Genomic DNA, 22072 nt, shown 5'->3' with positions numbered 1-22072 from the left:
GATCAGTGAAAACCGTCCGAGTGAATGTTCGCTCGGTCATGAACTCGGCTGCCGTGCGCAAGGTAAAGCGCAATGGCCGTGACCTCATGATCGTGCCTAGCGCAACCCTGCCTGATGACGTTGTTATGAACGGCATCAAATATCCGGCTGCGGAGATTGAGGCTTCCTATGCCTCGCTGAACCGCACGCCAGCCCCGCTTGGTCACCCCGTGGTCAATGGCCGGTTCGTTTCGGCACGCGACCCAGAGGGCATCAACCTCGGGTACATCGGCGCATGGAACGAGAACGTCCGGCGTAAAGATGGCCGCGTGTTGCTTGACAAGGTGATCGATGTCGAGGTCGCCAACCGCAGTGAGGGCGGTAAGGCCGTTCTTGCGGCTATCGCGAAGGGCGAGCCGATCCACACGTCGACAGGCCTCATCGCCAAGCTTGAGGCAGTCAACGGCGCGGACGATCACAAGCATGTCGCCCGTAGCATTCAGTTCGATCACGACGCTATCCTGCTCAACGAAGACGGCGCAGCCACCCCAGATCAGGGCGTTGGAATGCTGGTCAACGCGCAGGGGCAGGACGAAGAAATCGAGGTCATCAATTCGGCTCTGAGCGAGGCGGATCGAGACTTGGATTGGGCGGTGGATAGCCTCGCCCGTGCGCTCGAAAAGCGCGAACGCGCTCCAATGTTGGAACGCCTCAAAACCGCAATCATCGATGTCTTTCACGGCACCGGGCGGGAACCCTCTCTCAACAACAAGGAAACCGAAATGACTGTTACGACAGAACAGTTCGATGCGCTTTCCGCAGAGGTCAAGGCCCTCTCGGACGGTATCGGCAACACAGTGGCTCAGGCCGTTGCTGACGCGGTTAAGCCGCTCACCGACAATCTTGCGACGATCCAGGCTAACGCAAAGGCTCAGGAAGATGCTGAGCTTGCCGGTCTGGTCAACACCATCGTCAAGGCGAACCTTCTCGATGAAGAAACCGCCAAGGAATTGACGCTCAACGCTGCCCGAAAGCTAGCCGAAAAGGCAAAGCCCGGTAAGGCCGCTGGGCTCAATGGTGCGACCGCTATCACCAACGCCGACGACGAGTTTGCCGGTGTCGACCTCAACGCCGACATGGAGACCAAGTAAATGGCCGGAAACGTCATCTATCGCGGCCCGGTCACTTCGGGCCATCAGCCACGCACCAGCAATAAGCCGGTGTCTGGCGCCTATCTTCCCGGTTCGTTCGTGGAAGAAACCGCAACCGCGTTGACGCAGATCACAACTGCACTCGGCAAGCTCCCCATGATCCTCGGGACTGCCGACTATAAGGGGCAGGCGGTTTCGGACACTTACACCTCCGGCGATACCGGCGTGGCGTATCACCTTGAACCTGGTCAGGTCTATCAGGCCCGTATGGCGGCAGCCACCTACGCCAAGGATGCGCCACTGACCATTGGCGCTTCTGGTCGCCTTACTGCTGCAACAGCTGAAACGCCTGTGGTCGCGTTCTTCAGCGACACCCCCGGTGCGAAGGCCGCCGATGCGCTGTGCGACGTAGTAATCGCCAACACCTACACCGTACCAGCCCCGGCTGCTGGCTAAGGGAGACAACCAATGCTTCGTTTTACTCCAGAACAGCAGGCGTTCGTTATCGGCAATCGCCGGGACTTTAACGCCCGCCAGGCGCAGATTGCCGAACAGCACGGCTCCACCGTGCTCGGCAACGCCGCAACCCTTCCCAAGGACGTTTGGGGCCAGTGGGACCGCGAGGGCATCGAGGTCCAGCGTGAAGTGCTTTCGGTCTTCAACGATCTTGCGGCTTCCGTCTCGACGCCAATGCCAATCGGCAAGCTTGTTCACCACTTCCAGACCATCTCGGACAGTGGAAGCGTGAACATCTCGCTTGATGGTCGCTCAAAGGCGCGCACTGATCAGCTTGTGATCGACTACCACGGTACACCACTGCCGATCCTCGACAGCACGTTCAGCTACGGTTGGCGTCAAGTTGAGGCTGCACGTTCTGAAGGCTTCCAGCTGGATAGCGCCGGTCGCAGCAATGCGATGTTCAAGGTTGCCAATGCACTCGAAAGCATCGCACTCGACGGCAATGCATCCATTGTTGTTGGTGGTGCCACCCTCTACGGCATGCGCAACCATCCGAAGCGTGCAACCCGCACTACCGGTCAGGCCCTTAATGGAGCGACCGGGGCTCAGTGGCTTGCAGAAATCACCGCAACGCTGAAGCTCCTGCATGCCAAGAACTTCAAGGTGCCGGTAACGTTGTACCTGAACTGGTCGGACTGGTTCTACGCCAGCAACACCGACTTCTCCACTGCCTATCCGAATAAGACCATTGCTCAGCGCATTCGTGAAATCGAAGGTATTGCAGCTGTGGTGCCTGCGGACAAGGTGGCAGCAGGCCAGATCATTGCGCTGGTTAAGAACCGTCGCACTGTTCAGGTCTTGAACGGTATGCCGATGACCACTCGCGCTCAGTTCCGCGCAAATCCAGAAGACGATTACAACTTCGTCACGATGGCGGCGGCGGCAGTCGAGATCAAATTCGACGCTGAGAACAACTGCGGCTTGGCCGTCTCGACGCTCTAAGGCAAGCGGCGGGCCGCTGAGCCCGCCGTCCGTTCCCATCAATCCAGGACCTGCATCATGAAACTCAAGATCACCCAGTCCAGCGTGTTCAACGCCAAAAGCGAAGAGCTTGAAGTGGGCTCCATCATTGAAATTGAAGGCGACACCATTCCGGCTTGGCTCGTGAACAAGGCCCAGCAGCTCGACACCGACACAGGCGGCGGAGATGACACGGGCGTAACGCTCGATCGTGACGACCTTAAGAAGCAGGCTGACGAACTTGGCCTTGAATACGCCCGCAACATCAGCACTGAAAAGCTCAAAGAGCTGATCGACGCAAAGCTCGCTGCCTGATTAGGCGCTTTGCAACGAGCGCGGCCCCCGGCCAGGGCAAGGGCTGGGGCCGCGTGCGAGACTAGTTATTGGCGGTAAAACCACCCTCAACGCACTGCTCTAGGGTAATGCTGGAGATATCAAGGTCTCCTTCTGCGTTGTCACTCTGGGCAGTGTGAGTGGCGTCTGCTTCACTGCTTTCGGGTACTGCCGTCTCAGGCGTCTGGGTCCCGGTTGTGCCTTGCAAAGTATGCAGTTCAGCGCATCGCTCCTCGACTGCAGAAGACATGTCAGCGGGGATCGAGTGTCCATTGATAGTCCGGTCCTGCGCAAACGCGGTACTTGACGCGAGCGCAAGAAGCAGAATCGGTACTGAGATAATGATCGGTTTCATATGGGTCTCCTCTTTTTTGCGCCGGCCAAACGTTAGCGCTCGGTAGGAGTTGCCAAACTTAACCCTTAAGGATTTTTGATGTCCGGATATGGTGACGACGCGCTCTTCACGGCTTGGCTGACGGCGAACGGATACTTGCTGCCGGGCGGGGCTGCTTCACCTGCTGTATTGCGCCAGCGCGGCTCAGTATACATCGACGGCACATATGGAACGCGGTTTGTTGGCCAGAAAGCCGGGGGCTACGCTCAGGAGCGTGAATGGCCGCGCTCTGGAGCGTCTGTGGCAGGCGAAACGATCCCAGACAGTGTTGTGCCGTTGGCAATTATTCACGCCAGCTACGAGGCTGCTCTGCAAGAGGCGCGTGAACCCGAAAGCCTATCGATCATCGGCTCTGCTGCTGAGCGCGTGAAGCGCGAAAAAGTCGATGGCGCTGTTGAGGTTGAATATCAGTCCGCTTCGGCGGCAGACTTTGGCACAACGCTTGTGCCGGTCATGACAGCGGTAGAGGGGCTTCTTGCTCCATTCCTCCGCGTTGAGGTAACGGGCGCGGGTGTGGGTCTCTGGAGCATTGGCGGTTAATGGCTAAGCGCTTCAATTACGACAAGATGCAAGGCACGACCAATCGTCTCCTCGACAAGTTCCAGCAAGGCACAGTGCAGCTCAAACGCATTAAGGTCACGCCTCCTGCGAACAATTGGGAAGAAGGCACCGAAACCGAAACCATCTGGACGCTCAAGGCTACGGTAAAGCGCGTTCACCAGCGCTATGAGAACGGAACCCTGATCGTAGAGACAGGCGACATTCTCACTGTGGCGACGAAATGCACGCTGATCAAAGATGAAGGCGAAGACGTCACGCCGGTTGAGCAGGCCTTCGCGCCGGAGAACGGCGATCTGCTGATTATCGACGGCGCGTTGCGCGCCATCGACAATATTACGCCATTGCCGGGGGCAGGTGTGGCGAGTACGTGGAAGCTTTGGAGTAAGGCTTAGCCGCCCATCGCTAGTATAGCGTGGCAGCCTCTATCCTTATTGATGAAGCTGAGGGTTACATGGGTCGCGCTAACCCACGCAGGAGGACCTTCCTCGAAGTCTACACCTTCCACAAAGCCACGAGATGCAAGCTCGGCTTTGATCTCAATGGTTGTTCGCCCGCGGCGAATGAACTTAATTGGCACCACGTCAGACATCCCTCTTTTGCGTTATAGAAGCAGGACTTTTATTCATGCTCAAGAGGCTAACCCAACGCGATCTACTCCTAGCCCTCGCCAGCGAACGGCAGGCAACGCTTGTCGAGGAATGGCTTGCAGCGCTCCTGTCGATCAAGAACGGCGTAACTATCAAAGGGCTGGTCGCTGAAATCGAGCGCGGCAATGTTGAAGCAGTCGTTCGTATGCTCGATATGGATGCATCGCGCTTTGCACGCTTTGAACGAGCTATTTACGACACCTGGAACCAAGGCGGGCAGGCGCATGTGAGTGGGATACCAGCGCTTCGAGCTGGCGACGGAAACCGCGTTCATTTCTCATGGGGCGTTCGCAACATCGCGGCTGAGCAGGCTATACGCAATCATGCAGCAAGCCTAGTAGATGGCCTTGTCGCTGAGCAATTGACCGTAACTCGCATGGTGCTGGTGGACGGCCTCTCGCGCGGCCAGAACCCGCGGCAAACGGCTTTGCAACTGGTCGGGCCGATCAATCGAGCAACCGGCGCAAGGGAAGGGGGCATTATCGGCCTCTCACACCCAAGCGTGGCCACTCTGAACAAGATCTACATGGGCCTGCGCACTGGTGACGAGCAGGCCATGCGCGATTATCTCGGCTATGCGCTGAGAGATAAGCGTTTCGACGGGAATGTGAAGCGGGCTTTGGAGGCTGGCGAGGCCGTTCCGGCTGGCGCTGTCGACCGCATCACAACGGCTTACACAAATCGCGCACTGAAATACCGCGCTGACAATATTGCGCTGACAGAAACGAACGTCGCTCTGGCTCAGGCCAAGACCGACGCATTTCAGCAGCAGATCGATGCGGGAAAGCTTGACGCTCAGGACGTAACCAAAACCTGGGGCGTTTCAGTCAGTAAAGAGAAGCGCGAAGACCATCTCGCAATGGTCGGACAGAGCATTCCATTCGGTGAGCTGTTTACGCTTCCAGATGGAACGCAATGCACCGGGCCTCATGATCCGAGCCTTCCGGCAAAGCATCTCGTGGGATGCAAATGCCCGCCGGTAGAAGTGTCGATCGATTTCACGGCGCAGGCTTTGCGCAAATATCGGGCTCGGGTCGGTGAGTAGCTTTAGCGCTGCCGTTGGCGCATGGGCGAAGAAAGTGCCGGAAGCCATTGATGCCGTTTTCAAGAACTCCGCTCAGAGGCTAACCAAAGAGCTTCAATCTGAGCTTGGGCGCATGGTCTACGACGCTCCTGCGTCACCTTCTGGCTATCAGCGCACCGGCTTTCTGCGGTCCTCTCTGGTGGCTTCGACGGAAGTTATGCCTCAACTCACTCAAGATAACCCCGGCGCGTCGACCAACAGTGACGCGCTCGGCTCTGTCATGCTGGTAATCAATGGCTGGGAAGGTGGGGAAACACTCTATCTCGGTTACACCGCCAAGTATGGCGCACACGTGCATTTTGGGGCCAACGGCACGGTACCCAAGCCTTGGGTGACGCTTACCGCTCAGCGTTGGCAGCAGATAGTCAAAGAAGAAGCGGCGAAGGTTAAGCAGGCCTTTGGTTTGTAGGAGCGCTTATGTCCATCCCAAGCATCGAAACCAGAATATTCGAGGCCATTAGGACGCGGGTGAGCTCCCTTCCAATGGCAGTAACCTACGAGATCATCTGGACCGAGGGCGCTGAACTTACTCTAGAGCCTTCGAAGCGCTATTTACGATGCACGTGGACACCAAACGCAACCCAACGCATCGCGATCAATTCGGCAGGGCAGCATCGTCGTCCCGGCGTACTTCAGATTGATGTCATCGCCCTCAAAAGTCAGGCCGCTAGTGTCGCTAGAGAGGTTGCAGGTCAGGTCGCGGCGCATTTCCCCGCGGACCTAAGCCTAGAGTTTATGGGGGTCCGCGCTCGGGTAACAGCGGCTCCTTCGGTTTTTAGTCCTTTCATAGGCACGCATGTTCAGGTGCCGGTTTCTATCCTGATTGAGGCATTCGCCTAAATAGCGCCCCTTCTTCTCAGGCTTTTCAGTGCCGTTAGTGGCATTTCCTTTTACCACTCACCAAACCTACGGAGGCCGCAATGGCTAACGATCTCTATCCTGTCGCCGGGATGCGCATCTTCATTGGCGGCGCTATCTCAGTGCCTTCAGTCGACATGACCGAAGCTGACTTTCAAACGGCGCTGGCGTCTGCTGTCGAAATCGACGGCTGGACCCAGTGCGGCGCTCTTGGCGACAATGCTGCTGTCATTACTCAGGCCCTCATCAATCGTGGTCGCGACTACAAGATGAAGGGCACGGCCAACGCGGGCTCGATGCAGAACGTCTTCGCCGCCATTGACGATGATGTCGGTCAGATCGCGCTCATCGCTGCAGCTCAGCCAGCCAACAAAAACAACTATGCAGTCAAGATCGTTGGCAATGACGCGCCAGCACCAAAGTCGGCAGCCGTCACGATCTCTAACGCTTCTCCGGGCGTTGTTAGCTGGGCGAACCATGGCCTCGCTAACGGCACCAAGGTGAAGTTTTCAACCGCTGGCTCTTTGCCAACCGGCCTGACTGCGGACACCGAATACTATGTTGTGGGCGCCGATACCGGCACGTTCAGCGTATCGGCAACAAAGGGCGGTTCTGCCATCAACACCACGGCAGCAGGGTCCGGCACGCATACGGCGACAACCGTTCCTGAGCCCTCCGAGCGCCTGTTTGCGGCGATGGCAATGTCTGCCTCTGATGGCGGCGGCGAAGCCAACACCGTGCGCACGCTCAACGGCACGCTCGAAATCAATTCCAACATCGTTGTCGTAGGTCGTCGCGGCTAATGGATATCAACTCAATCAGGCGCGATAGCGCCTCTATCGAAGCCGGTCAGTGGATCGGTGATATTCCGGGCTTTGGTGATGTGCGCTTCAAGGTGCGCGGCCTCACCAGCCCAACCGCTGTGGCCCTCCGCTCCCGTAAAGAGCGCAAGGTTCCTATTGAAGACCGCGAGCGCGACGGCTCACTCAAGCCTCAAGTTGCCCTTCGCCTTATGGGCGAGATCCTGCACGAAGCCTGTCTGCTCGATTGGGAGGGCATCACGGACGGCGAGAAGCCGGTCGCTTACGATAGCGAACAGGCTAAGGCATGGCTGACCGATCCGGACTTCATGAGCTTTGCTGATGCTGTCGCCTATGCCGCTGGCGTGGTCGATCGTACACGTGCAGGGCAGACGGAAGCACTGTCAAAAAACTCCGCAGCGCCGTCGCGTGGGAAATAACGCACGGCGCGGAGTATCGCGAATGGATGGACGGCGGGCCTCTGCCGTCCTGTTCTCACCTGCCAGAGCTTTTACCCGGCGCTGAGCAGTTCTTAGATGCCTTCTGGCACCTTTCAGCAGATCGACAGATCGGAATGCAGGCGGGGCCAATCCCATCGGCTTCAATCGACCGTTGGGCAGACCGCAACGGGCTCGATCCCGACGAATACCATCTTTTCACACACTGCATTCGCGCCATGGACGCTGAATGGCTGTCAAAGGCAGCAGAGCTTTCCGGCAAGGAACGCCCTGACAAGCCCAAACAGCCGGCCCGCAAAATGTCGACTGAGCTTTTCGATGCGATTTTCGGAGTGACCCACGATGACTGATATCGCAGAACTCGGCTTGGTCGTTCGCTCTGATGGCGTAGTGGTGGCTTCCCAGCGGCTTAAAGACCTTGAAGGGCAGGCGGGCCACACCGAAAAGGCAATGGCTCTTCTGGGTCGTGCAGCTGCTGCCGCGATGGCTGCGTTCAGCGTTGGCAAGCTGATTGAATATGCAGACGCTTGGTCCGACATGCAGAGCCGGGTTGGCGCCGCGATCAAGAGCATGGACGCAGCCCCGGCGATGATGCAGCGCATTGTTGACATCGCCAACGCTTCCTATTCCCCGCTTGCTCAGACCGCAGAAATCTACGCTCGCAACGTAGGCGTGCTGCGCGACCTCGGCTTGGGCTCTAAGGAAGCCGCTGACTATACCGAAAGCCTCAACCACATGCTGGTGATCACCGCGACGCGCGGGGAACGGGCGACATCGGTACAGAACGCGCTTTCTAAGGCCATGGCTATGGGCAAGCTGACTGGCGAAGGGCTTGAAAGCGTTCTCGCTAATGGCGGGCGCGTTGCTGAGGCACTGGCAAAAGAACTCGATACCAACGTCAACGGCCTGCGCAAGCTTGCCAGCGAGGGCAAGATCACAAGCGGCGTAATCTCGAACGCTCTGCTCAAGTCGCTTGAAGATGTGCGGGTCGAGGCGGGTGAAATGTCCGCAACCGTGTCTGATGCCTGGGTCATTATGAATAACAACGTGACCGCAGCGATCGGCACGTTTGATAAGGCTTATGGCGTTTCGGGTAAGCTGGCTGAGGGCATCATCTTCCTTGCCAACAACCTCGATATGGTCGTCGCGGGTGCGGCTGGCCTAGCTGCTGCCATTGGCGTGGTGTTCGCGCCTGCGGTCGTTGCAGCAACGGGCGCGATGTGGGCTTTCACCGCATCGCTCTTGGCAAATCCGCTCACCGCCGTTGCTGTAGTCGTCGCTCTGGTAGTGGCGCGAATTGTGACCCTCATTCAAGAAGTTGGCGGACTCGGTAACGCGTTCCAACATGTTCAGATGACCGCAATGGACGTTTGGGAGCGCATCAAGGCTGGCGGGCAGTCGCTGGCCGATGTGATGCAGGGCATTGCCCTTGCAATCCAAGGGTCGTTTATCCGCGCTTGGGCTGCCATTGCAGAGGGGTTTGCAAATCTAATCGGATCGCTCGGCGGTGCCGCAGGTATGCTTGGCCTCGATGCTTCGGGCGCTGCGGCTTACGCGAAGAGCTTGCACACCGCTGCGGCGTCCTATGAAGCTGGGTCTTCAATCGCATTCAACAATGCAGGGCGCAACTGGAGCAAGGCAACTGGCCCGTCAGCTCAAAGGGACATCATTGGGCAGGGGACAAACTGGAAAGAGTTCAACGGCATGTTCAATGCCGGAAACGACAACGGCCTTGGTGGCGGCGCTATCGGTGCTGCGGGAATTGGCGGGGGTGGCGGCGGCAAGCGCGATGCTTACGGCGATCTCATACGCGGTGCGCGTGAATTCATCGACGCCAAGAACCTCGAAATTCAGACTCTCGGCATGGCGACAGAAGCCGCAGCGCGGATGCGTCATGAGCAAGAGCTTCTGAACAAGGCTGCAAATGACAATATCGCCCTGTCTCCAACGATGCGGGCTGAGATCGCCGGTATCGCTCAAGAGATGGCGGCGACAGAGGAACGCGCTCGCTCCCTCACCGAAACCTACAATTTCGGCAAGGGCATCTTCCAAGGCGTGTTCAGCGACCTTCGGCAGGGGCTCAAGGAAGGTAAAAGCCTCTGGGAGAGCCTCGGCAACGCCGCATTGAACGCTCTCGATAAGATTGCCGAAAAGGCCATGAACATGGCCGCAGAAGGCATCTGGAACATGATCTTTGGCGCATTCACTGGCGGCGGCATGGGCGGCGGAGGTGGCGGCATTCTCGGAGGCATCGGCAAGCTGTTCTCGTTCGATGGCGGCGGTCACACCGGCAGCGGGCCTCGTTCTGGCGGCATGGATGGCAAGGGCGGGTTCCTCGCCATGCTGCACCCGCAAGAAACCGTTGTGGATCACACCAAGCCTGCTAACTCCAATACTGCGCCTCAAAAGTCGGTGGTGGAATTAAAGCTAAGCCCGGAATTGGTCGCCCAGATACTGAACGAGGCTGCTGGCCAGTCCGTCAAAATCAGCCAGGGTATGGTGGAGCCGGTTTCTAAGGCTGTCGACCACATGGCCAACCAGCAGCGGTACGCATAATGGAACGCAAGGTTATTGAGTTCGACGCGGCCCATTTCTTCGCCACGTCCTTTGATTGGCAGATCGATTGGCGGGGGCAGGCAGGGCAGGCGGGCGTCACAGGGTCGGGGCAGGTGGTCTATGGCAGCCAACCACGCTGGATTGCACAGCTGGACTTTGCAACGCTGCGCCGGGATCAAATCAGATCGTGGCGCGGTATCATCAATCAACTGCGGGGACGCTATAACGTCCTGCGCGTCCGTCTCCATGACCCTTTGCAGCCAAGCTGGCAGGAGATCGGCTCGCCTTATCGCGGTCGTCCTGTCCCGCACTCTGACGGGTCTTATTTCAGCGATGGCTCTGGCTATTCTCAAGGCATGACGGCGCCGGTTCTGGAAACGGCACCGGCTGGGGCAACCTCTCTGCGTATTGACGCCAACTATCTCGGCAACTTCATCAGCGCAGGGCACAAATTCTCGGTCAACGACTGGCTCTATGAGGCAGTCGGGATCGAGGGGCAGGGCGAAAACGCAGTGTTGCACTTTGAAATGCCGCTGCGCCGCCCGGTGTTTGCGGAAGAAGAAATCAACCTCAACGCGACGTGCTTGGTGGCGCTTGAGGGGGATTTGACCGGCGCTCTGCGGGTTGAGCCCGGTGATATTGGCGCACCGAGCCTGTCTCTTGTCGAATGGGTGGGGCCGGGTCGCTCATGAGCATTCCAGCAGAAATCGCGCAGCGCCTAAACGATGAGGTGGTGGGCGCTGTTATTTTGATCGAGATCGACAGTTCCGAAGGATTTGTTCGGCTCTATCCGGGCGAAGCTGGGGTGTTCGAGAGCGCAGACAGCAAGAGATGGATCGGCTGCACACTGCTGCGCATGGGGGCAGTCAAACTCAGCAGCAACGGGGCAGCGCCAACTTGGGAAGCATCTCTATCCTATGTTCATGATCCAGACCGCACCGACCTCTTAGAGGTGATCCGTAACTACGGCGTTGCGGCTATCAATGGCCGCAAGTGCAATCTCTACTTTCAGTATTTCGGCAAGACCGAAGAAATGTATGCGCCGATCTGGACACCGATCCTGCTGCGGTCTGTGACCATGCGCAGGCTCGTCTATAACATCGTCGGGCCATCCGAGCGTTCTGTGACGCTGATCTGCGAGGGACCATTCCCATTGCGTTCGAAGCCGCTCAATGGTCGTTACTCGGATGCTGACCAACGCCGTCGCTACCCCGGTGATCCGAGCCTGGAGTTCATGCCGACACACGGTTTCGACGATCAACCGCTGTTCGGGCTCTAAGATGGATCACGTCACAAAGCACCTTCAGCGTTGGATGCGCTCGGAGTTCAAGTGGGGCGAGCTCGACTGCACCCTTGCTATTGCCGATTATGTGCGCGATGTGACCGGCAAAGACCCGGCTGAACCCTTTCGCGGTCGCTACTCTACGCGAGCCGAAGCCGTTGCGCTAAGTGGGCTCGATAACGGGCTAAACACCGTGTTTGCGGGCGGCGCTGAACGGCTCGGCCTTACGCCAACGGATAACCCCAAGCGCGGCGATGTGGCAGCGCTCAAACAAGGCGGCATCGAGTTCGGTGGGCTTTATCTCGGCAGCCGCTGGGCCGTGTTCTCTCTCGACGGGCTCCTGCTCTTAGACAATCCGACAGTTTTGGCCGCTTGGTCGGTTAGAGGATAAGCACAACATGCTCTTGCGCCTGTTCCGGGCTGCTCTTCTGGGCGGCACGATGCTTTTTGCCGTCCCTACGCTGGCTATGGCTGACCCTATCTCGGTAGGCATCCTTGGCGCGATGGGCTTTAGCGGCGCGGCTGGCCTGATGGCTCCGACCGCCGTTCTTATGAGCCTTGTCGGCAACGCCATCATGGCGGCGCTGCCGGGCTTCCTGCTCAACCTCGCCATTGGTGTTGGCCTGACCATGCTGGTGAGCGCGCTAACACCGCAAAAACACGTGCAGATGCAGGACCCCGGCGCGCGTATCGTCAACTTGCGCCAGTCTATTCAGGATCGATCGAAGTCGTATGGTTTGGTGCGGGCTGGTGGGCCGGTCGCGTTTTGGAAGGCCAAGGGCGGCAAGCGTTATGTCGTCGTGCTGCTGAATACCGGGCGGATCGACGGCGTTCAGGAATACCACCTCGATGAAACAGTCGTGACGCTCGATGATAATGGATATGTGCAGCAAGACCAATTCAACGTTATCGGTTGGGGGCGCCAGCCAATGGTGCGCATTGGCTCATTCCTTGGCGCACCGGGCCAGACCGCTCACCCCTACATTACCAGCGCATTTAGCGAATGGACCGCCAACCATAAGCTGCAAGGTATTGCGGGGCTTGTTGGCGTCTTCCAAAACCCTGCGCCTGAGCAGTTCCAGAAGATCTATCCCAACGGTCGAGAGCCAACGCTGAACGCGGTTTTCCGTGGCACGCGCGTCTATGATCCGCGCGACCCGACACAAACCCTTAGCAATCCCGCGACCTACAAATACTCGACCAATGCCGCACTGGTGATTGCCGACTGGATTGTTAGCCCCGATGGCTATGGCCAACAGGTGGATTGGGCAGAGGTTGCCGAAGAGGCAGACATTGCTGACAGCCTTATTCGTCGCCGTGACGGATCTTGGATTAAGAAATGGCAGCTCTGCGGCACCTATTATTTCGGGCAGACCCGCGAGGAAGTGCGCAAGCAGCTCGCCGCCGCGTGCGATGCCTGGTTCTATGACCGGCCAGACGGCAAAGTTGGCTTTAAGGTTGGCCGCTGGATGGAGCCGCGCGTCACGCTGCGCGCCGAACACATCAACTCGATAAAACTTGGCGAAGGTCAGGACGGTGAAAACCAGACCAACGCCATGACGATTGAGTATGTCGAGCCGTCTGCCGGCTTCCGCCAAACACTCTCTGCCGCTGTGTCGATCGCTGATGGCGAGGAAACGGTTCTAGGCTCTGCAGCGGTTCATTGGATACCGAACCACACCCAAGCCTGCGCGGTAGCGAAAAGGACCCTCCACGCGTCCCGTGCACCGTACGACATCACGTTGAACACCAAGCTTTATGGTTTGCTGCTCATGCCGTCGAACAAAGACGATGCAACCCGAATATTCGCGGTCGATGCGCCGGAGTTTGGAATTTCCGGCAATTTTGAAATGTCGGATTGGGAGTTTGCGCCGGATGGCATGTCCATCAACATCACCGGGAAAAGCACCAAACAATCCGACTGGCCGTTTGATGGGCTTACGGATGAACCGGAGCCAACCGCGTTTAACGACATTGGCGGCAGCGAAACGGTTGCTGACCCAACCAACGTAACACTCGCTTCGCCTGCTGCTGGCGCTCTGCACGTTACTTTCGACCCGCCATCTCGGCCAAGCCTGCTGCAAAAGGTGCGTTATAAGGCTGTGTCTTCGTCCGATTGGAACGAGGTCACGGTCCCATCGTCACAGACGTATCTCACCATCAACGGCCTGCCACCAGGGACACCCTATCAGGCTCAGGTGCAGTTCAGGACTGCTACACAAGTCAGCAGCAATTGGGTAGCGTCAACACCGTCGAGTATCAATATTGCCTCGACTTCAACACCTCCGGGCCCGGTAACTTCGCCATCGGTGACGGGCGGAGCAGGGCAAGCAACCTTCTCTTGGACCGCGCCAAACAGTCCGAACTACGTTGGCGCTCAGATTTTCATCAATACCACAAACACATTCCCGACCGGCACGCCAGCGGCGACCGAATATGGGCTTCCGAACGCTGCCGACAGCCGTGTTGTTTCGGGCCTTAGCGCTGGCACCAAATACGGCTGGATCGTCGCTATCAACTCAAATGGCGATAGGGCCGATCCCGTAGCGACCGGCAGCTTCACCGTCACCTAACCCGCACTCACATCATCGACCTTTCGCCCGCCTCTGAGCGGGATTTTTTGTTTTGGGGCAAGCCATGACGCTCGATATTGATACCGTTTTCCGCGACAGCAAGGTCAAGAACGATCCACACAGCGGTGAACACTGGCCCGATAAGCCAGAGATCCGCGCACTTCTGAAGATGATCCAGAACAGCGGTGGTCAAGCGGTTACCCGCAACACAGTCACCGCTCTGAATGCCGTCACGCCGCCCAATGAGAACTATATGGGCGTGGTGCTAACCGGAGCGGATGCCGGCTACTACAGCCGTTTAGACGGCGCATGGGTTAAAGGGCGGGGGTTTACTGATACCGCAGCGCGGCTGACGAACGTTGCTGGCACGGGAAATGCACCAACGGCTTCCACAGTGCCAGGCGTTGATCCGGCACAAGCGGTGATGCTGTTCTTCACGCCGCGGTACCGCAATACTGGCGCCATGACGCTTTCGGTGAACGGCGATGCAGCAAAGCCTCTGCTAACGTTCGATGGCCAGCCAATGGAAACCGATTTCCTCAAGGCCGATGCGACCATCCCTGTCTATGACAATGGGACAGAGTACCGTCTGCTTTGGGATCATCGTTGGGAGGTTCTGGCGGCACAAACGCGCGCGGACAGGGATGCTGCTATTGGGGCACGTGGCGGCGCGGAAGTGGCGCAGGGGGCCTCCGAAACCGCACAGGACCTTTCCGAGGCGGCTCGTGACCTGTCCGAACAATATGCCCAGGATGCTTTTGAGAATGCGACAGGGTTGCTGTTTGCGGATCAATCCGATGCGACAGGTGGGGTTAACACGACCAAGGCCATGAATGCGCTGCGGGTCCGTCAGGCAATCGACGCGCAGAGCGGCGGCGTTTCGCTCATCAACTATATAGGCAACGCCAGCCCTGGCACTGCTGCGCAGGTCAACGATGCACTCGACGCCGTCCGTTCTCGAGGTGGCAGCGTCGAACTGCCGGCAGGAAAAGAGATCAGCGTTGACCAGACGATCGTCATTACAAGTGGTGCGAGTAGCCAGAACCCGGTACGACTTTTTGGTCTAGGGTCAAAGGGCTCATTCCTCGGGTACAAGCCAGCTACGTTTAAGCGCGCACCAGGCTTTTCTGGTCCTATGTTTACCGCCCATGGGAGAGGGTTCGAGTTTGATGGCGTAACCATCGACGGCGATCGTCAAAATGGGCACGGCATTCAGATCACCCGTGGGTTTGAGGCCGCTTTCCGCCGCACGCGCATAATCGGGGTAGTTGGCTTCGGCATCTTGGGTATGGCGCTTTCGAACACCCTCTTCGACCATGTGTTTATCGATGAAAGTGGGTACACGAAAAACTGCGCCGATGGGGCAATGACATCTGGGTCGAGCCAGTTCACTTCCGCGTCGACCACATTCGGGCCGCAGGACATTGGGGCGACAATAACCGTCCCAGGGGCCGGTGTGGCTGGGGCCGATCTAAAAACCCGAATTGCGTCAATTGTCTCGCCTACGGTTGTTCTCCTGCGCGCCCAAGCAGCAACAACAGTGAGCGAAAAATTCTGCGTTTGGGACGCGGCTGCCCTGCGAATTACAGGTAACGGGGATAGTGCAGAATATGTCTCCAACACCACACAGCTCCATCACGTCCACCTAGAGCGGAACAGAGGCATCGATCTCGACCTGGGCTGGGGCAATGACAATGATTGCTACGCAGAATTCACCCAGATCAGCAACCTCCACATCGAGGCGACGGGGCTGGGCGGAACCGATCCAACAAGCACCAAGTCGCGTCCGCTAATCCGGGCCGGCAATGTCCGAGGGCTTTATAGCGTGAATGCTTTCACCTACGGTGGTTCCGGCCCTCACATCTTGTATGAGAAGCTAAGAGACGCTGGCGCCAATGCGGTCAACGGTATCACCTTTGTGGGCGGTCGCATGCTTGGGCATGTTAGCAACGGCGCCATAACTGCTGAAACGCCGGATCGCCTTGTAGACCTTGTTTCGGGCAGCGAGGCGAAGTTTACCGACGTGCAATTTGATACGGCGCTGCAAGAGCACATTCGGGTTCGATCCACGTTCGGGGCCGATGTTTCTGTCAAAGGTGACAGCCACACGACGAGGTCCGGAGCTACAGCAACATTTCTTCGAGATGATCGTGCTGATACGGAATCCGCTCGGAAGGGGAGCCGGCTCAATGGCTGGAGTTCATCCGGCGACACCTTTTTGGAAAAGGCAGCCGGCGCAGCTCTCGCCGTAATCTCCTCGCTTGCGGGCCAAGTTGCGCAACATCGCTTCAGGAGCGGTGCCTCGGGCCGCTGGGATTTGGGCAAGACGGCCGATGCTGAAACCGGCAGCAATTCAGGTTCGAATTTTGTGCTGCTCAGGCGCTCGGACGCAGGGGCGAACCTGGGCGCTGTTATGACCGCCAATCGCTCAAATGGTATTGTGAGTTTTGCGGGCATGAGTATTCCGACAAAGCTCGGCGTGCCATCCGACGCAGATTTTGATACCGCACCACCAGTTGGCACCTTGGTCTATAACGCCGCAAATGACCGGATCTATGTGAGAGGAACTGGCGGTGTGTGGCGCGGGGTACAGGCAACCTAGCAGCTGCTAGGTTGCGCCCCTTGTGGTTACCTCGATCACACTTTCACGCCAATCAATCTTAAGCTTGGGGCTTCGATAAAGCGATAAATTGCCGTAGGCACGATGATCGCAACGAAGACAGCGCCAAAGAATACGAGCACTGGAACATTGAAACCAAGCTTTGCAGCCACAAAAGGCACTGCCGGGGCGAAAATCGGATGGAAGAGATAGATCGCATAGCTAGCAGCGCCTAGCACTATCGCCCACGATGGCACTCTTGCCCCATATTTTCGATCGGCTGCGACAACTCCGAAGACGATCGCGACGGCGGGCAATCCTCGGGTGAGCAAATCAGGCGCCAGCGGCAACATAGTGTCTAGTGAAAGGATGAGAACGAAGCCGACACCAATGGCTGCTAATGCAATACGTTCATCAAACCGCCGGTCCATGATCAAGCGCGCGATCAGCATTCCCGCGAAGAACTCCAGGACGATGGGGTCCAGCAGAACAAGAATGGGCGGGGTGTTTGATGTTTTGAACAGGGAAATCAGTGCAACTGCAGTCATGACCGAGCCGACAAACGCATAGATGTTTACGCGCATCGCAAGCGCGATCGCAAATACGATGTAGAAGAACGCCTCAAAGTACAAAGTCCAGCCGACGCCCAGCAGTGGCTCCACGCGACCATCAGAGTTGTAGTCAGGGATCAAGAGATAGGATTTAGCGATAGACGCGAAATCTAGTCCTGAGTGGAGGACAGCGACTGGCAACGCCAGAAGCACCAACAGGTTGAGGCTCGTTGCTAGCCAATAAAGCGGCAGAATGCGCTTCGCTCGCTTAAACAAGAACTCGCCACCAGACACTTGCGAACCGTCACGGCGAGCCGAAGCCCAAACCATTACAAACCCGCTTATGACGAAAAAAATATCTACACCTACGATGCCACCCTTCCACACCGGAAAAGACGCATCCAGTCTCTCGTTCACGTAAAACGACGCGTGTGTCAGCAGCACCAATAGTGCTGCAATGAACCTTAAGCCCTGCACCCCAGCGAACCGCTGTTTGACGACCTGACCCATAATTGTGCCCCCTAAGCATCGCTCAGGTTATACACAAGTCCAAAGGCCCTGCGTAGACTATGCCTTTATAAGATTAACTTCCGGGCGGCTCAGAGCTGACGGCCGAGAAGCCATGCCAATTAGAATCCCTACGTAGATGTTGATTGGCCAAACCTCCACTGAGGTAATTGTGAGGCCTGCGACCGCAAGGACCAGCATCATTGCAACGTAAACCCATCTATCCCGACCAGCATTTAACCACGCTGCTTTGGTAAAATAGAAGAAGATCCAGAGCGCCACACAACCTAGCGGGATGCCTAATTCGAAAACATATTTTAAAAACACATTGTGAGGTTCGTTCCAGATCGAGCCTGATTGGGCAAACACCTCTCCTAAACCGCTTCCGGCGCTGCCCAGGCCAAAGCCAGTTATAAGTGCGCCCGGAAATTCAGTCCAGTATTCAGCGAAACCCAGATACGAAACCGACCTGCCACGTAAGCGATCGTCGTAGACGAGGGCCCAGAATTCGGTACTGACTAACCCGCCTGAGAAGAAATCCAATAGTGCGACGCCCAGTACGGTAATATATATTCCGACTACAAGCCTTGCCTTAGACTGCATAAGGAAAGTCAATAATGGAACCGCAAATATGATTATAAGGAATGTTCTGGTTAGGGATGAATAGCACGCTCCGACTGCGACCGCCCAGAGCAGCAAGCGCTTTGTTTTGCTAAGTCCAGACTTGAATATCGCATACATCGCCAGGACACATGCGGCTGTACCTAGGTGGAATGCTCCCGACAGAAGGCTTAGGGACCTGATCTGATTATCAATTACATTGCTGTAAAAGTCAGAAGATTGAGCGTTCAAAAGGGCCTGGTCGAAGCTGTCGAAGTAAAATCTCTGCTTGATGCCATAGAGGCAGACATAGATTAAGCTGAAGACGATTGAGGCGCGGATAAATGAGTGGTTCTCGTCTTTGATATGCCGGCCGACGCTTATGGCAACGAGAAGGACAAATGTTTTTCGGAAGCCTTGAACGGCTCCCTCGATTCCTGGGAAGTTCACGAAGAACGCCCACTGCACAAATGCGTAACCAATCATCGCAGCAATGAGGACATCGAAGCCCGACCGCTTCGAAGTGAGCGTTGACATGAAGTATGCGACTAGTGCCACGTCCACGGCGGCAATTAGTGCCCTTCCCAAAGATGCATCCAGCCCTCGGGCTCCGGATGCAATGGGAGCTAGGACTAGGAGAGCAGATAGCGCAAGAACCGACCATTGCCGCGATTTAGAAGAGGTAGTGGTGAGGCGTTGTGCTGCTGTTGCCATTGGTCATGCCCTTACGAGATAAACCGTTGCTTACATCATTGCGTGTCGGTCCAGAAGCGTGAACAACCCTAATTGCGACGACATCTTGCCCATTCGGCAGCGATGGTTGCGGCGGCAAGTTACGCGCTGCGCAGTTTGTTGAGTTGACGAAATGACTTTAAAGCTGATCCCTCGCTATGCTCAATTCCATCGGGGGTTCGTAATGCGGCATAAAAATCTCTACATCTCGCTCGGGATCACTATCGCCTGCGCAAGTCCGACATTCGCTGAGGCTGTCACAGTAAAAAGAGGGGACACGCTTAGCAAAATTGCGGCGCAAACGTTGGGCGCAGCGGATAGGTGGCCCGAGCTGTGCGAGGCAAACAAGGCTACAATTCGAAACTGCAATAGTCTTCCAATTGGGGTGCAAGTCACGATCCCCGCCGGTGCAGTCGTAAAGGACGCTGTGGCATCCACTGAGGAAGCTGAGCCAAACACAGGTGATGACGCACCTATCGTCGTAAAACTTAAGTGTTCTGACTTGCCCGGAGCGCCTGGCTTTAGCAGAGATATCGCCTTCACTCGGGAAGTCGCAGGCCTCTCATATTCGACAGGCGTTGCCGGCCAGATGAACTACGAAAAGTGGGTCGGCGCGATCAGTGATGATGGCTCGCTTGAGATAACTGGTGAATACATACAGGGCGGACCCGATCTGAAGTCGATCAAGTTCGATGGGACGGCGGACGGAGCAGATCTTGAGGCTTCCGGCACCAGAGGCCCCAGGTCTTGCACTATTGCAAGTGTTAGTCCCTAGTGGTCTTCGTGAAAGAAGCGGCGATTGCCATGGCGCCCATGCCTAGCAGGAGCATGCCTGTCGGGATGCCAATCAGGAGTAGCTCGCTTTTCGCATTTATGGCCACGAGCATAGCTCCAATAAAGCTTCCCGTGAAAAGGACGGCCGCGGCGGTCACCGGAACATTGGACACTTTGTCCGTCTCCTAGCATGAAAGTTAATCTTCGAGGCTAAAGCTTCGGGCGATAGTGTCGCATATGCCGACCGATATCACTAGTTCATAGGCCTCGCTTCTGCGGGGCCTTTTTCATTTCCATCATCACAGGAGGCCTCTATGGCCAAGACTAACGCGGAAGCAACTTTCCGTGCGAAAGCGCCTTTCATCATGTCTAAGTTGCTTGGTGATTTTTCAATCGGCCCCGAAGATGCGGCGGCAATCGTCGGCAATCTCGGCCATGAATGTGGAGGCTTTACCCAGCTGCAAGAGCTGAAGCCGGTTGTTGCTGGCTCTCGCGGGGGGTACGGCTGGGCCCAATGGACGGGCCCGCGTCGTCGTTCCTATGAGGCGTATTGCAAGCGCACTGGCAAAGACCCAGCGTCTGATGAAGCGAACTACGCCTATCTCTGGATTGAGCTAAAGGGCATTGAGGGTTCAGAAGGTCAGGCCATTGCCAAGACCGTTGCTGCTAAGGGCCTCGATGCAAAGGTTGAGGCTTTCGAAAAGGCGTTCCTGCGGGCAGGAGTGAAGCACTACCCAAGCCGGAAGAAGTACGCCGGAATTGCTCTCGCCGCATGGCAGATCGCTGGCAAGCCGGTTGTGAAGCCGACGCAGACGGCAACTGGCAAGGAGCCCGAGCCGATAAAACCCAAAGTGCCTATCAGTGTTGCAGTGCTCGCACTGGCCCTCCTCGTGGGGGCCTTTTTGTTTTTCACCCTTCCCATTTTCCCGCGCTAAGGAGGCGTCATCATGGGTGCTCTAACAGGTATCGTTGCGCAGTGGATCTTCCGGCGCATACTTGAACTTGGCGGGTTGCTCGCCGCTGGCCTAACGGCGTGGAACGGCCTGCCGCCAGAAGTGCAGGGGGCCATCATTGGGCTGCTCGGCACCAAGTGGGAACAGATCAGCCTCGGCACTGCCGTTGGCATTGGCGTTGCGCTCTGGGGCTATGCCTGGAGCTTCATCAGCACCGTTAAGCCTCATGTGACTGTAGACGGTCGCCAGACGCCGATTTCGTCGCTTCCGAACAACACTGCGGTGCTTGTCGAGGAAACTGCACGAACGGTGCAGCAGAAGCGGCAAACCCTCTTCGACATCATCGGCGGGTTGTTCAAGCGCTAAGCAAAGCGGCCCGCTGCAGAAGGGTGTAGTTTCTGCAACGGGCCTGACCAAAACGCCAGCTAGGAGCAAGGCGAATGGCTAAGACGGTTCAATGGGCTGAGTCGGTGAAGGGGCGGTAAATGGCTGGGTTGAAATTCGACAGCACGATAAATCTCGGCCACGTCATCACCCTAGGGGGCGTCGTCGTTACGATGATCATGGGCTGGTCCAACATGGATACCCGGCTGCGATCCGTTGAGAAGACGCTAGAGACGGTTACGACCACGCTCATTGAGCAGGTGCGACAGGGGAGCGAATTACAGGCGCTCACACAGCGCGTAGAAAGGGTGGAACGAATTGTCGACGCCCGTTGAGCAGGTTGTTTGCCCTCACCACGGCGTGCCGGCCAATTGGGACTGGATGCCGTATAGATGCGCCGGAAAGCTTCAGATCGCCTACCGCTTCGATTGCTGCGACTTTCAGCTTCACGTTAGCGGCTTGCCAGTGCCAGGTATCCACAGACCCCTTCCTGAAACCGCACGTTTGAAGCCGTGAATTGACGTGTTCCGCTTTTGTTCTCATAAATCGAGCAAATCGGAGAATCGAAAAATGAGCTTAGCGATCAAAGTTGGACCCGCTGTTCAAATCAGACGGCTGTTCGATACCGGCCTCGAAGCAGACGACATTGTCAAGCTTACAGGCTACGCGCCTGTCGTGGTGCGGAATGCCCTTGCGGTTAAGCGGCCCCTCAAAAAATGAGCATGACGCCAAGCAGGCGACAGCTAGAAGCGTATCGCCTCCATCACGCTGCCGACGAGGGTAGGGTCATCATCTACAGGTGCGGTTGCTGCAAGCG

At 57.0% G+C, this 22072-nt stretch carries 24 protein-coding genes; 21 read left to right on the top strand and 3 right to left on the bottom strand.

The genetic code is table 11. The features are described 5' to 3' along the window. The first annotated feature begins 5 nt into the window (after nt 1-5). The 4 genes from HKD40_RS06580 to HKD40_RS06565 are packed head-to-tail and all read left to right on the top strand — an operon-like array spanning nt 6 to nt 2924. A complete protein-coding gene (locus HKD40_RS06580; protein WP_349236792.1) occupies nt 6-1130 on the top strand; it encodes a hypothetical protein in 1125 nt (374 codons plus the stop codon). After that, nucleotides 1131-1586 carry a hypothetical protein gene (locus HKD40_RS06575; RefSeq protein WP_169194941.1) on the top strand — a complete coding sequence of 152 codons (456 nt, stop codon included), beginning with the start codon at nt 1131-1133 and terminating at the stop codon, nt 1584-1586. Nucleotides 1587-1598: 12 nt separating this feature from the next. After that, the gene (locus HKD40_RS06570) at nt 1599-2591 is read left to right on the top strand and encodes a major capsid protein (protein ID WP_169194940.1); all 993 of its coding nucleotides are present in this window, start codon (nt 1599-1601) and stop codon (nt 2589-2591) included. A 57-nt stretch (nt 2592-2648) separates the two neighbouring features. Then, complete coding sequence (locus HKD40_RS06565) at nt 2649-2924, top strand: hypothetical protein (RefSeq protein ID WP_169194939.1); 276 nt, start codon at nt 2649-2651, stop codon at nt 2922-2924. A 61-nt stretch (nt 2925-2985) separates the two neighbouring features. On the opposite strand, the gene HKD40_RS06560 is transcribed toward HKD40_RS06565, so the two are convergent. Continuing rightward, nucleotides 2986-3297, bottom strand: coding sequence for a hypothetical protein (locus HKD40_RS06560; protein ID WP_169194938.1), 312 nt, complete (start codon nt 3295-3297; stop codon nt 2986-2988). A gap of 78 nt (nt 3298-3375) precedes the next feature. Between HKD40_RS06560 and HKD40_RS06555 the strand changes: the two genes are divergently transcribed. From HKD40_RS06555 to HKD40_RS06490, 14 genes are all read left to right on the top strand, one after another. Beyond that, nucleotides 3376-3876: a DnaT-like ssDNA-binding protein gene (locus HKD40_RS06555; RefSeq protein WP_169194937.1), complete on the top strand. Its 501-nt coding sequence runs from the start codon at nt 3376-3378 to the stop codon at nt 3874-3876. Further along, a complete protein-coding gene (locus HKD40_RS06550; RefSeq protein ID WP_169194936.1) occupies nt 3876-4289 on the top strand; it encodes a hypothetical protein in 414 nt (137 codons plus the stop codon). The genes HKD40_RS06555 and HKD40_RS06550 overlap by 1 nt, the downstream gene beginning before the upstream one ends. 232 nt (nt 4290-4521) lie before the next feature. Next, complete coding sequence (locus HKD40_RS06545) at nt 4522-5589, top strand: head morphogenesis protein (RefSeq protein ID WP_169194935.1); 1068 nt, start codon at nt 4522-4524, stop codon at nt 5587-5589. Then, the gene (locus tag HKD40_RS06540; RefSeq protein ID WP_210257040.1) at nt 5582-6037 is read left to right on the top strand and encodes an HK97 gp10 family phage protein; all 456 of its coding nucleotides are present in this window, start codon (nt 5582-5584) and stop codon (nt 6035-6037) included. The genes HKD40_RS06545 and HKD40_RS06540 overlap by 8 nt, the downstream gene beginning before the upstream one ends. 8 nt (nt 6038-6045) lie before the next feature. Further along, on the top strand, nt 6046-6468 hold the full coding sequence (locus tag HKD40_RS06535) for a phage tail terminator-like protein (protein ID WP_169194934.1): 423 nt from the start codon (nt 6046-6048) through the stop codon (nt 6466-6468). An 80-nt stretch (nt 6469-6548) separates the two neighbouring features. Next, nucleotides 6549-7289, top strand: coding sequence for a hypothetical protein (locus tag HKD40_RS06530; RefSeq protein WP_169194933.1), 741 nt, complete (start codon nt 6549-6551; stop codon nt 7287-7289). Beyond that, nucleotides 7289-7726, top strand: a complete 438-nt coding sequence (locus HKD40_RS06525; RefSeq protein ID WP_169194932.1) for a hypothetical protein — start codon at nt 7289-7291, stop codon at nt 7724-7726. Before HKD40_RS06530 ends, HKD40_RS06525 begins: the two co-directional genes overlap by 1 nt. Before the next feature lie 26 nt (nt 7727-7752). After that, nucleotides 7753-8094: a hypothetical protein gene (locus tag HKD40_RS06520; protein WP_169194931.1), complete on the top strand. Its 342-nt coding sequence runs from the start codon at nt 7753-7755 to the stop codon at nt 8092-8094. Then, nucleotides 8087-10300 carry a tape measure protein gene (locus HKD40_RS06515; RefSeq protein WP_169194930.1) on the top strand — a complete coding sequence of 738 codons (2214 nt, stop codon included), beginning with the start codon at nt 8087-8089 and terminating at the stop codon, nt 10298-10300. Before HKD40_RS06520 ends, HKD40_RS06515 begins: the two co-directional genes overlap by 8 nt. Beyond that, a complete protein-coding gene (locus HKD40_RS06510; RefSeq protein WP_169194929.1) occupies nt 10300-10992 on the top strand; it encodes a hypothetical protein in 693 nt (230 codons plus the stop codon). Before HKD40_RS06515 ends, HKD40_RS06510 begins: the two co-directional genes overlap by 1 nt. Beyond that, nucleotides 10989-11579 carry a hypothetical protein gene (locus HKD40_RS06505; RefSeq protein ID WP_169194928.1) on the top strand — a complete coding sequence of 197 codons (591 nt, stop codon included), beginning with the start codon at nt 10989-10991 and terminating at the stop codon, nt 11577-11579. Before HKD40_RS06510 ends, HKD40_RS06505 begins: the two co-directional genes overlap by 4 nt. A 1-nt stretch (nt 11580) precedes the next feature. Continuing rightward, a complete protein-coding gene (locus HKD40_RS06500; RefSeq protein WP_169194927.1) occupies nt 11581-11973 on the top strand; it encodes a hypothetical protein in 393 nt (130 codons plus the stop codon). A gap of 7 nt (nt 11974-11980) precedes the next feature. Beyond that, nucleotides 11981-14155 carry a fibronectin type III domain-containing protein gene (locus tag HKD40_RS06495; protein WP_169194926.1) on the top strand — a complete coding sequence of 725 codons (2175 nt, stop codon included), beginning with the start codon at nt 11981-11983 and terminating at the stop codon, nt 14153-14155. 64 nt (nt 14156-14219) lie between these two features. After that, nucleotides 14220-16757 (top strand): hypothetical protein, encoded by a 2538-nt coding sequence (locus tag HKD40_RS06490; protein ID WP_169194925.1) that lies wholly within the window; start codon nt 14220-14222, stop codon nt 16755-16757. Nucleotides 16758-16792: 35 nt separating this feature from the next. On the opposite strand, the gene HKD40_RS06485 is transcribed toward HKD40_RS06490, so the two are convergent. Together HKD40_RS06485 and HKD40_RS06480 are read right to left on the bottom strand one after the other, a co-directional pair. Next, nucleotides 16793-17815 (bottom strand): acyltransferase, encoded by a 1023-nt coding sequence (locus tag HKD40_RS06485; protein WP_169194924.1) that lies wholly within the window; start codon nt 17813-17815, stop codon nt 16793-16795. Nucleotides 17816-17872: 57 nt separating this feature from the next. Further along, nucleotides 17873-19126, bottom strand: a complete 1254-nt coding sequence (locus HKD40_RS06480) for a hypothetical protein (RefSeq protein ID WP_169194923.1) — start codon at nt 19124-19126, stop codon at nt 17873-17875. Nucleotides 19127-20232: 1106 nt separating this feature from the next. Between HKD40_RS06480 and HKD40_RS06470 the strand changes: the two genes are divergently transcribed. The 3 genes from HKD40_RS06470 (at nt 20233) to HKD40_RS06460 (ending at nt 21590) form a co-directional block, all read left to right on the top strand. After that, a complete protein-coding gene (locus tag HKD40_RS06470) occupies nt 20233-20853 on the top strand; it encodes a phage tail tip lysozyme (protein ID WP_169194921.1) in 621 nt (206 codons plus the stop codon). 12 nt (nt 20854-20865) lie between these two features. Next, a complete protein-coding gene (locus HKD40_RS06465; RefSeq protein ID WP_169194920.1) occupies nt 20866-21237 on the top strand; it encodes a hypothetical protein in 372 nt (123 codons plus the stop codon). A gap of 119 nt (nt 21238-21356) precedes the next feature. Further along, nucleotides 21357-21590, top strand: coding sequence for a hypothetical protein (locus HKD40_RS06460; protein ID WP_169194919.1), 234 nt, complete (start codon nt 21357-21359; stop codon nt 21588-21590). Nucleotides 21591-22072 lie beyond the last annotated feature (482 nt).

Origin of the sequence: Devosia sp. MC1541 (genome assembly GCF_012847305.1) — a bacterium.
Lineage (GTDB): Bacteria > Pseudomonadota > Alphaproteobacteria > Rhizobiales > Devosiaceae > Devosia.
The sequence above is the reverse complement of the archived record's forward strand: the minus strand, read 5'-3'. Positions and strand labels throughout refer to the sequence as shown.

Bases quoted from the DNA above. Each gene is read 5' to 3' on its own strand.
- HKD40_RS06520 (WP_169194931.1), top strand. From the start codon at position 7,753: ATGGACGGCGGGCCTCTGCCGTCCTGTTCTCACCTGCCAGAGCTTTTA.
- HKD40_RS06515 (WP_169194930.1), top strand. From the start codon at position 8,087: ATGACTGATATCGCAGAACTCGGCTTGGTCGTTCGCTCTGATGGCGTA.
- HKD40_RS06500 (WP_169194927.1), top strand. From the start codon at position 11,581: ATGGATCACGTCACAAAGCACCTTCAGCGTTGGATGCGCTCGGAGTTC.
- HKD40_RS06550 (WP_169194936.1), top strand. From the start codon at position 3,876: ATGGCTAAGCGCTTCAATTACGACAAGATGCAAGGCACGACCAATCGT.
- HKD40_RS06560 (WP_169194938.1), bottom strand. From the start codon at position 3,297: ATGAAACCGATCATTATCTCAGTACCGATTCTGCTTCTTGCGCTCGCG.
- HKD40_RS06545 (WP_169194935.1), top strand. From the start codon at position 4,522: ATGCTCAAGAGGCTAACCCAACGCGATCTACTCCTAGCCCTCGCCAGC.
- HKD40_RS06470 (WP_169194921.1), top strand. From the start codon at position 20,233: ATGGCCAAGACTAACGCGGAAGCAACTTTCCGTGCGAAAGCGCCTTTC.
- HKD40_RS06495 (WP_169194926.1), top strand. From the start codon at position 11,981: ATGCTCTTGCGCCTGTTCCGGGCTGCTCTTCTGGGCGGCACGATGCTT.
- HKD40_RS06480 (WP_169194923.1), bottom strand. From the start codon at position 19,126: ATGGCAACAGCAGCACAACGCCTCACCACTACCTCTTCTAAATCGCGG.
- HKD40_RS06485 (WP_169194924.1), bottom strand. From the start codon at position 17,815: ATGGGTCAGGTCGTCAAACAGCGGTTCGCTGGGGTGCAGGGCTTAAGG.
- HKD40_RS06570 (WP_169194940.1), top strand. From the start codon at position 1,599: ATGCTTCGTTTTACTCCAGAACAGCAGGCGTTCGTTATCGGCAATCGC.
- HKD40_RS06460 (WP_169194919.1), top strand. From the start codon at position 21,357: ATGGCTGGGTTGAAATTCGACAGCACGATAAATCTCGGCCACGTCATC.
- HKD40_RS06530 (WP_169194933.1), top strand. From the start codon at position 6,549: ATGGCTAACGATCTCTATCCTGTCGCCGGGATGCGCATCTTCATTGGC.
- HKD40_RS06535 (WP_169194934.1), top strand. From the start codon at position 6,046: ATGTCCATCCCAAGCATCGAAACCAGAATATTCGAGGCCATTAGGACG.
- HKD40_RS06555 (WP_169194937.1), top strand. From the start codon at position 3,376: ATGTCCGGATATGGTGACGACGCGCTCTTCACGGCTTGGCTGACGGCG.
- HKD40_RS06505 (WP_169194928.1), top strand. From the start codon at position 10,989: ATGAGCATTCCAGCAGAAATCGCGCAGCGCCTAAACGATGAGGTGGTG.
- HKD40_RS06490 (WP_169194925.1), top strand. From the start codon at position 14,220: ATGACGCTCGATATTGATACCGTTTTCCGCGACAGCAAGGTCAAGAAC.
- HKD40_RS06565 (WP_169194939.1), top strand. From the start codon at position 2,649: ATGAAACTCAAGATCACCCAGTCCAGCGTGTTCAACGCCAAAAGCGAA.
- HKD40_RS06525 (WP_169194932.1), top strand. From the start codon at position 7,289: ATGGATATCAACTCAATCAGGCGCGATAGCGCCTCTATCGAAGCCGGT.
- HKD40_RS06465 (WP_169194920.1), top strand. From the start codon at position 20,866: ATGGGTGCTCTAACAGGTATCGTTGCGCAGTGGATCTTCCGGCGCATA.
- HKD40_RS06510 (WP_169194929.1), top strand. From the start codon at position 10,300: ATGGAACGCAAGGTTATTGAGTTCGACGCGGCCCATTTCTTCGCCACG.
- HKD40_RS06575 (WP_169194941.1), top strand. From the start codon at position 1,131: ATGGCCGGAAACGTCATCTATCGCGGCCCGGTCACTTCGGGCCATCAG.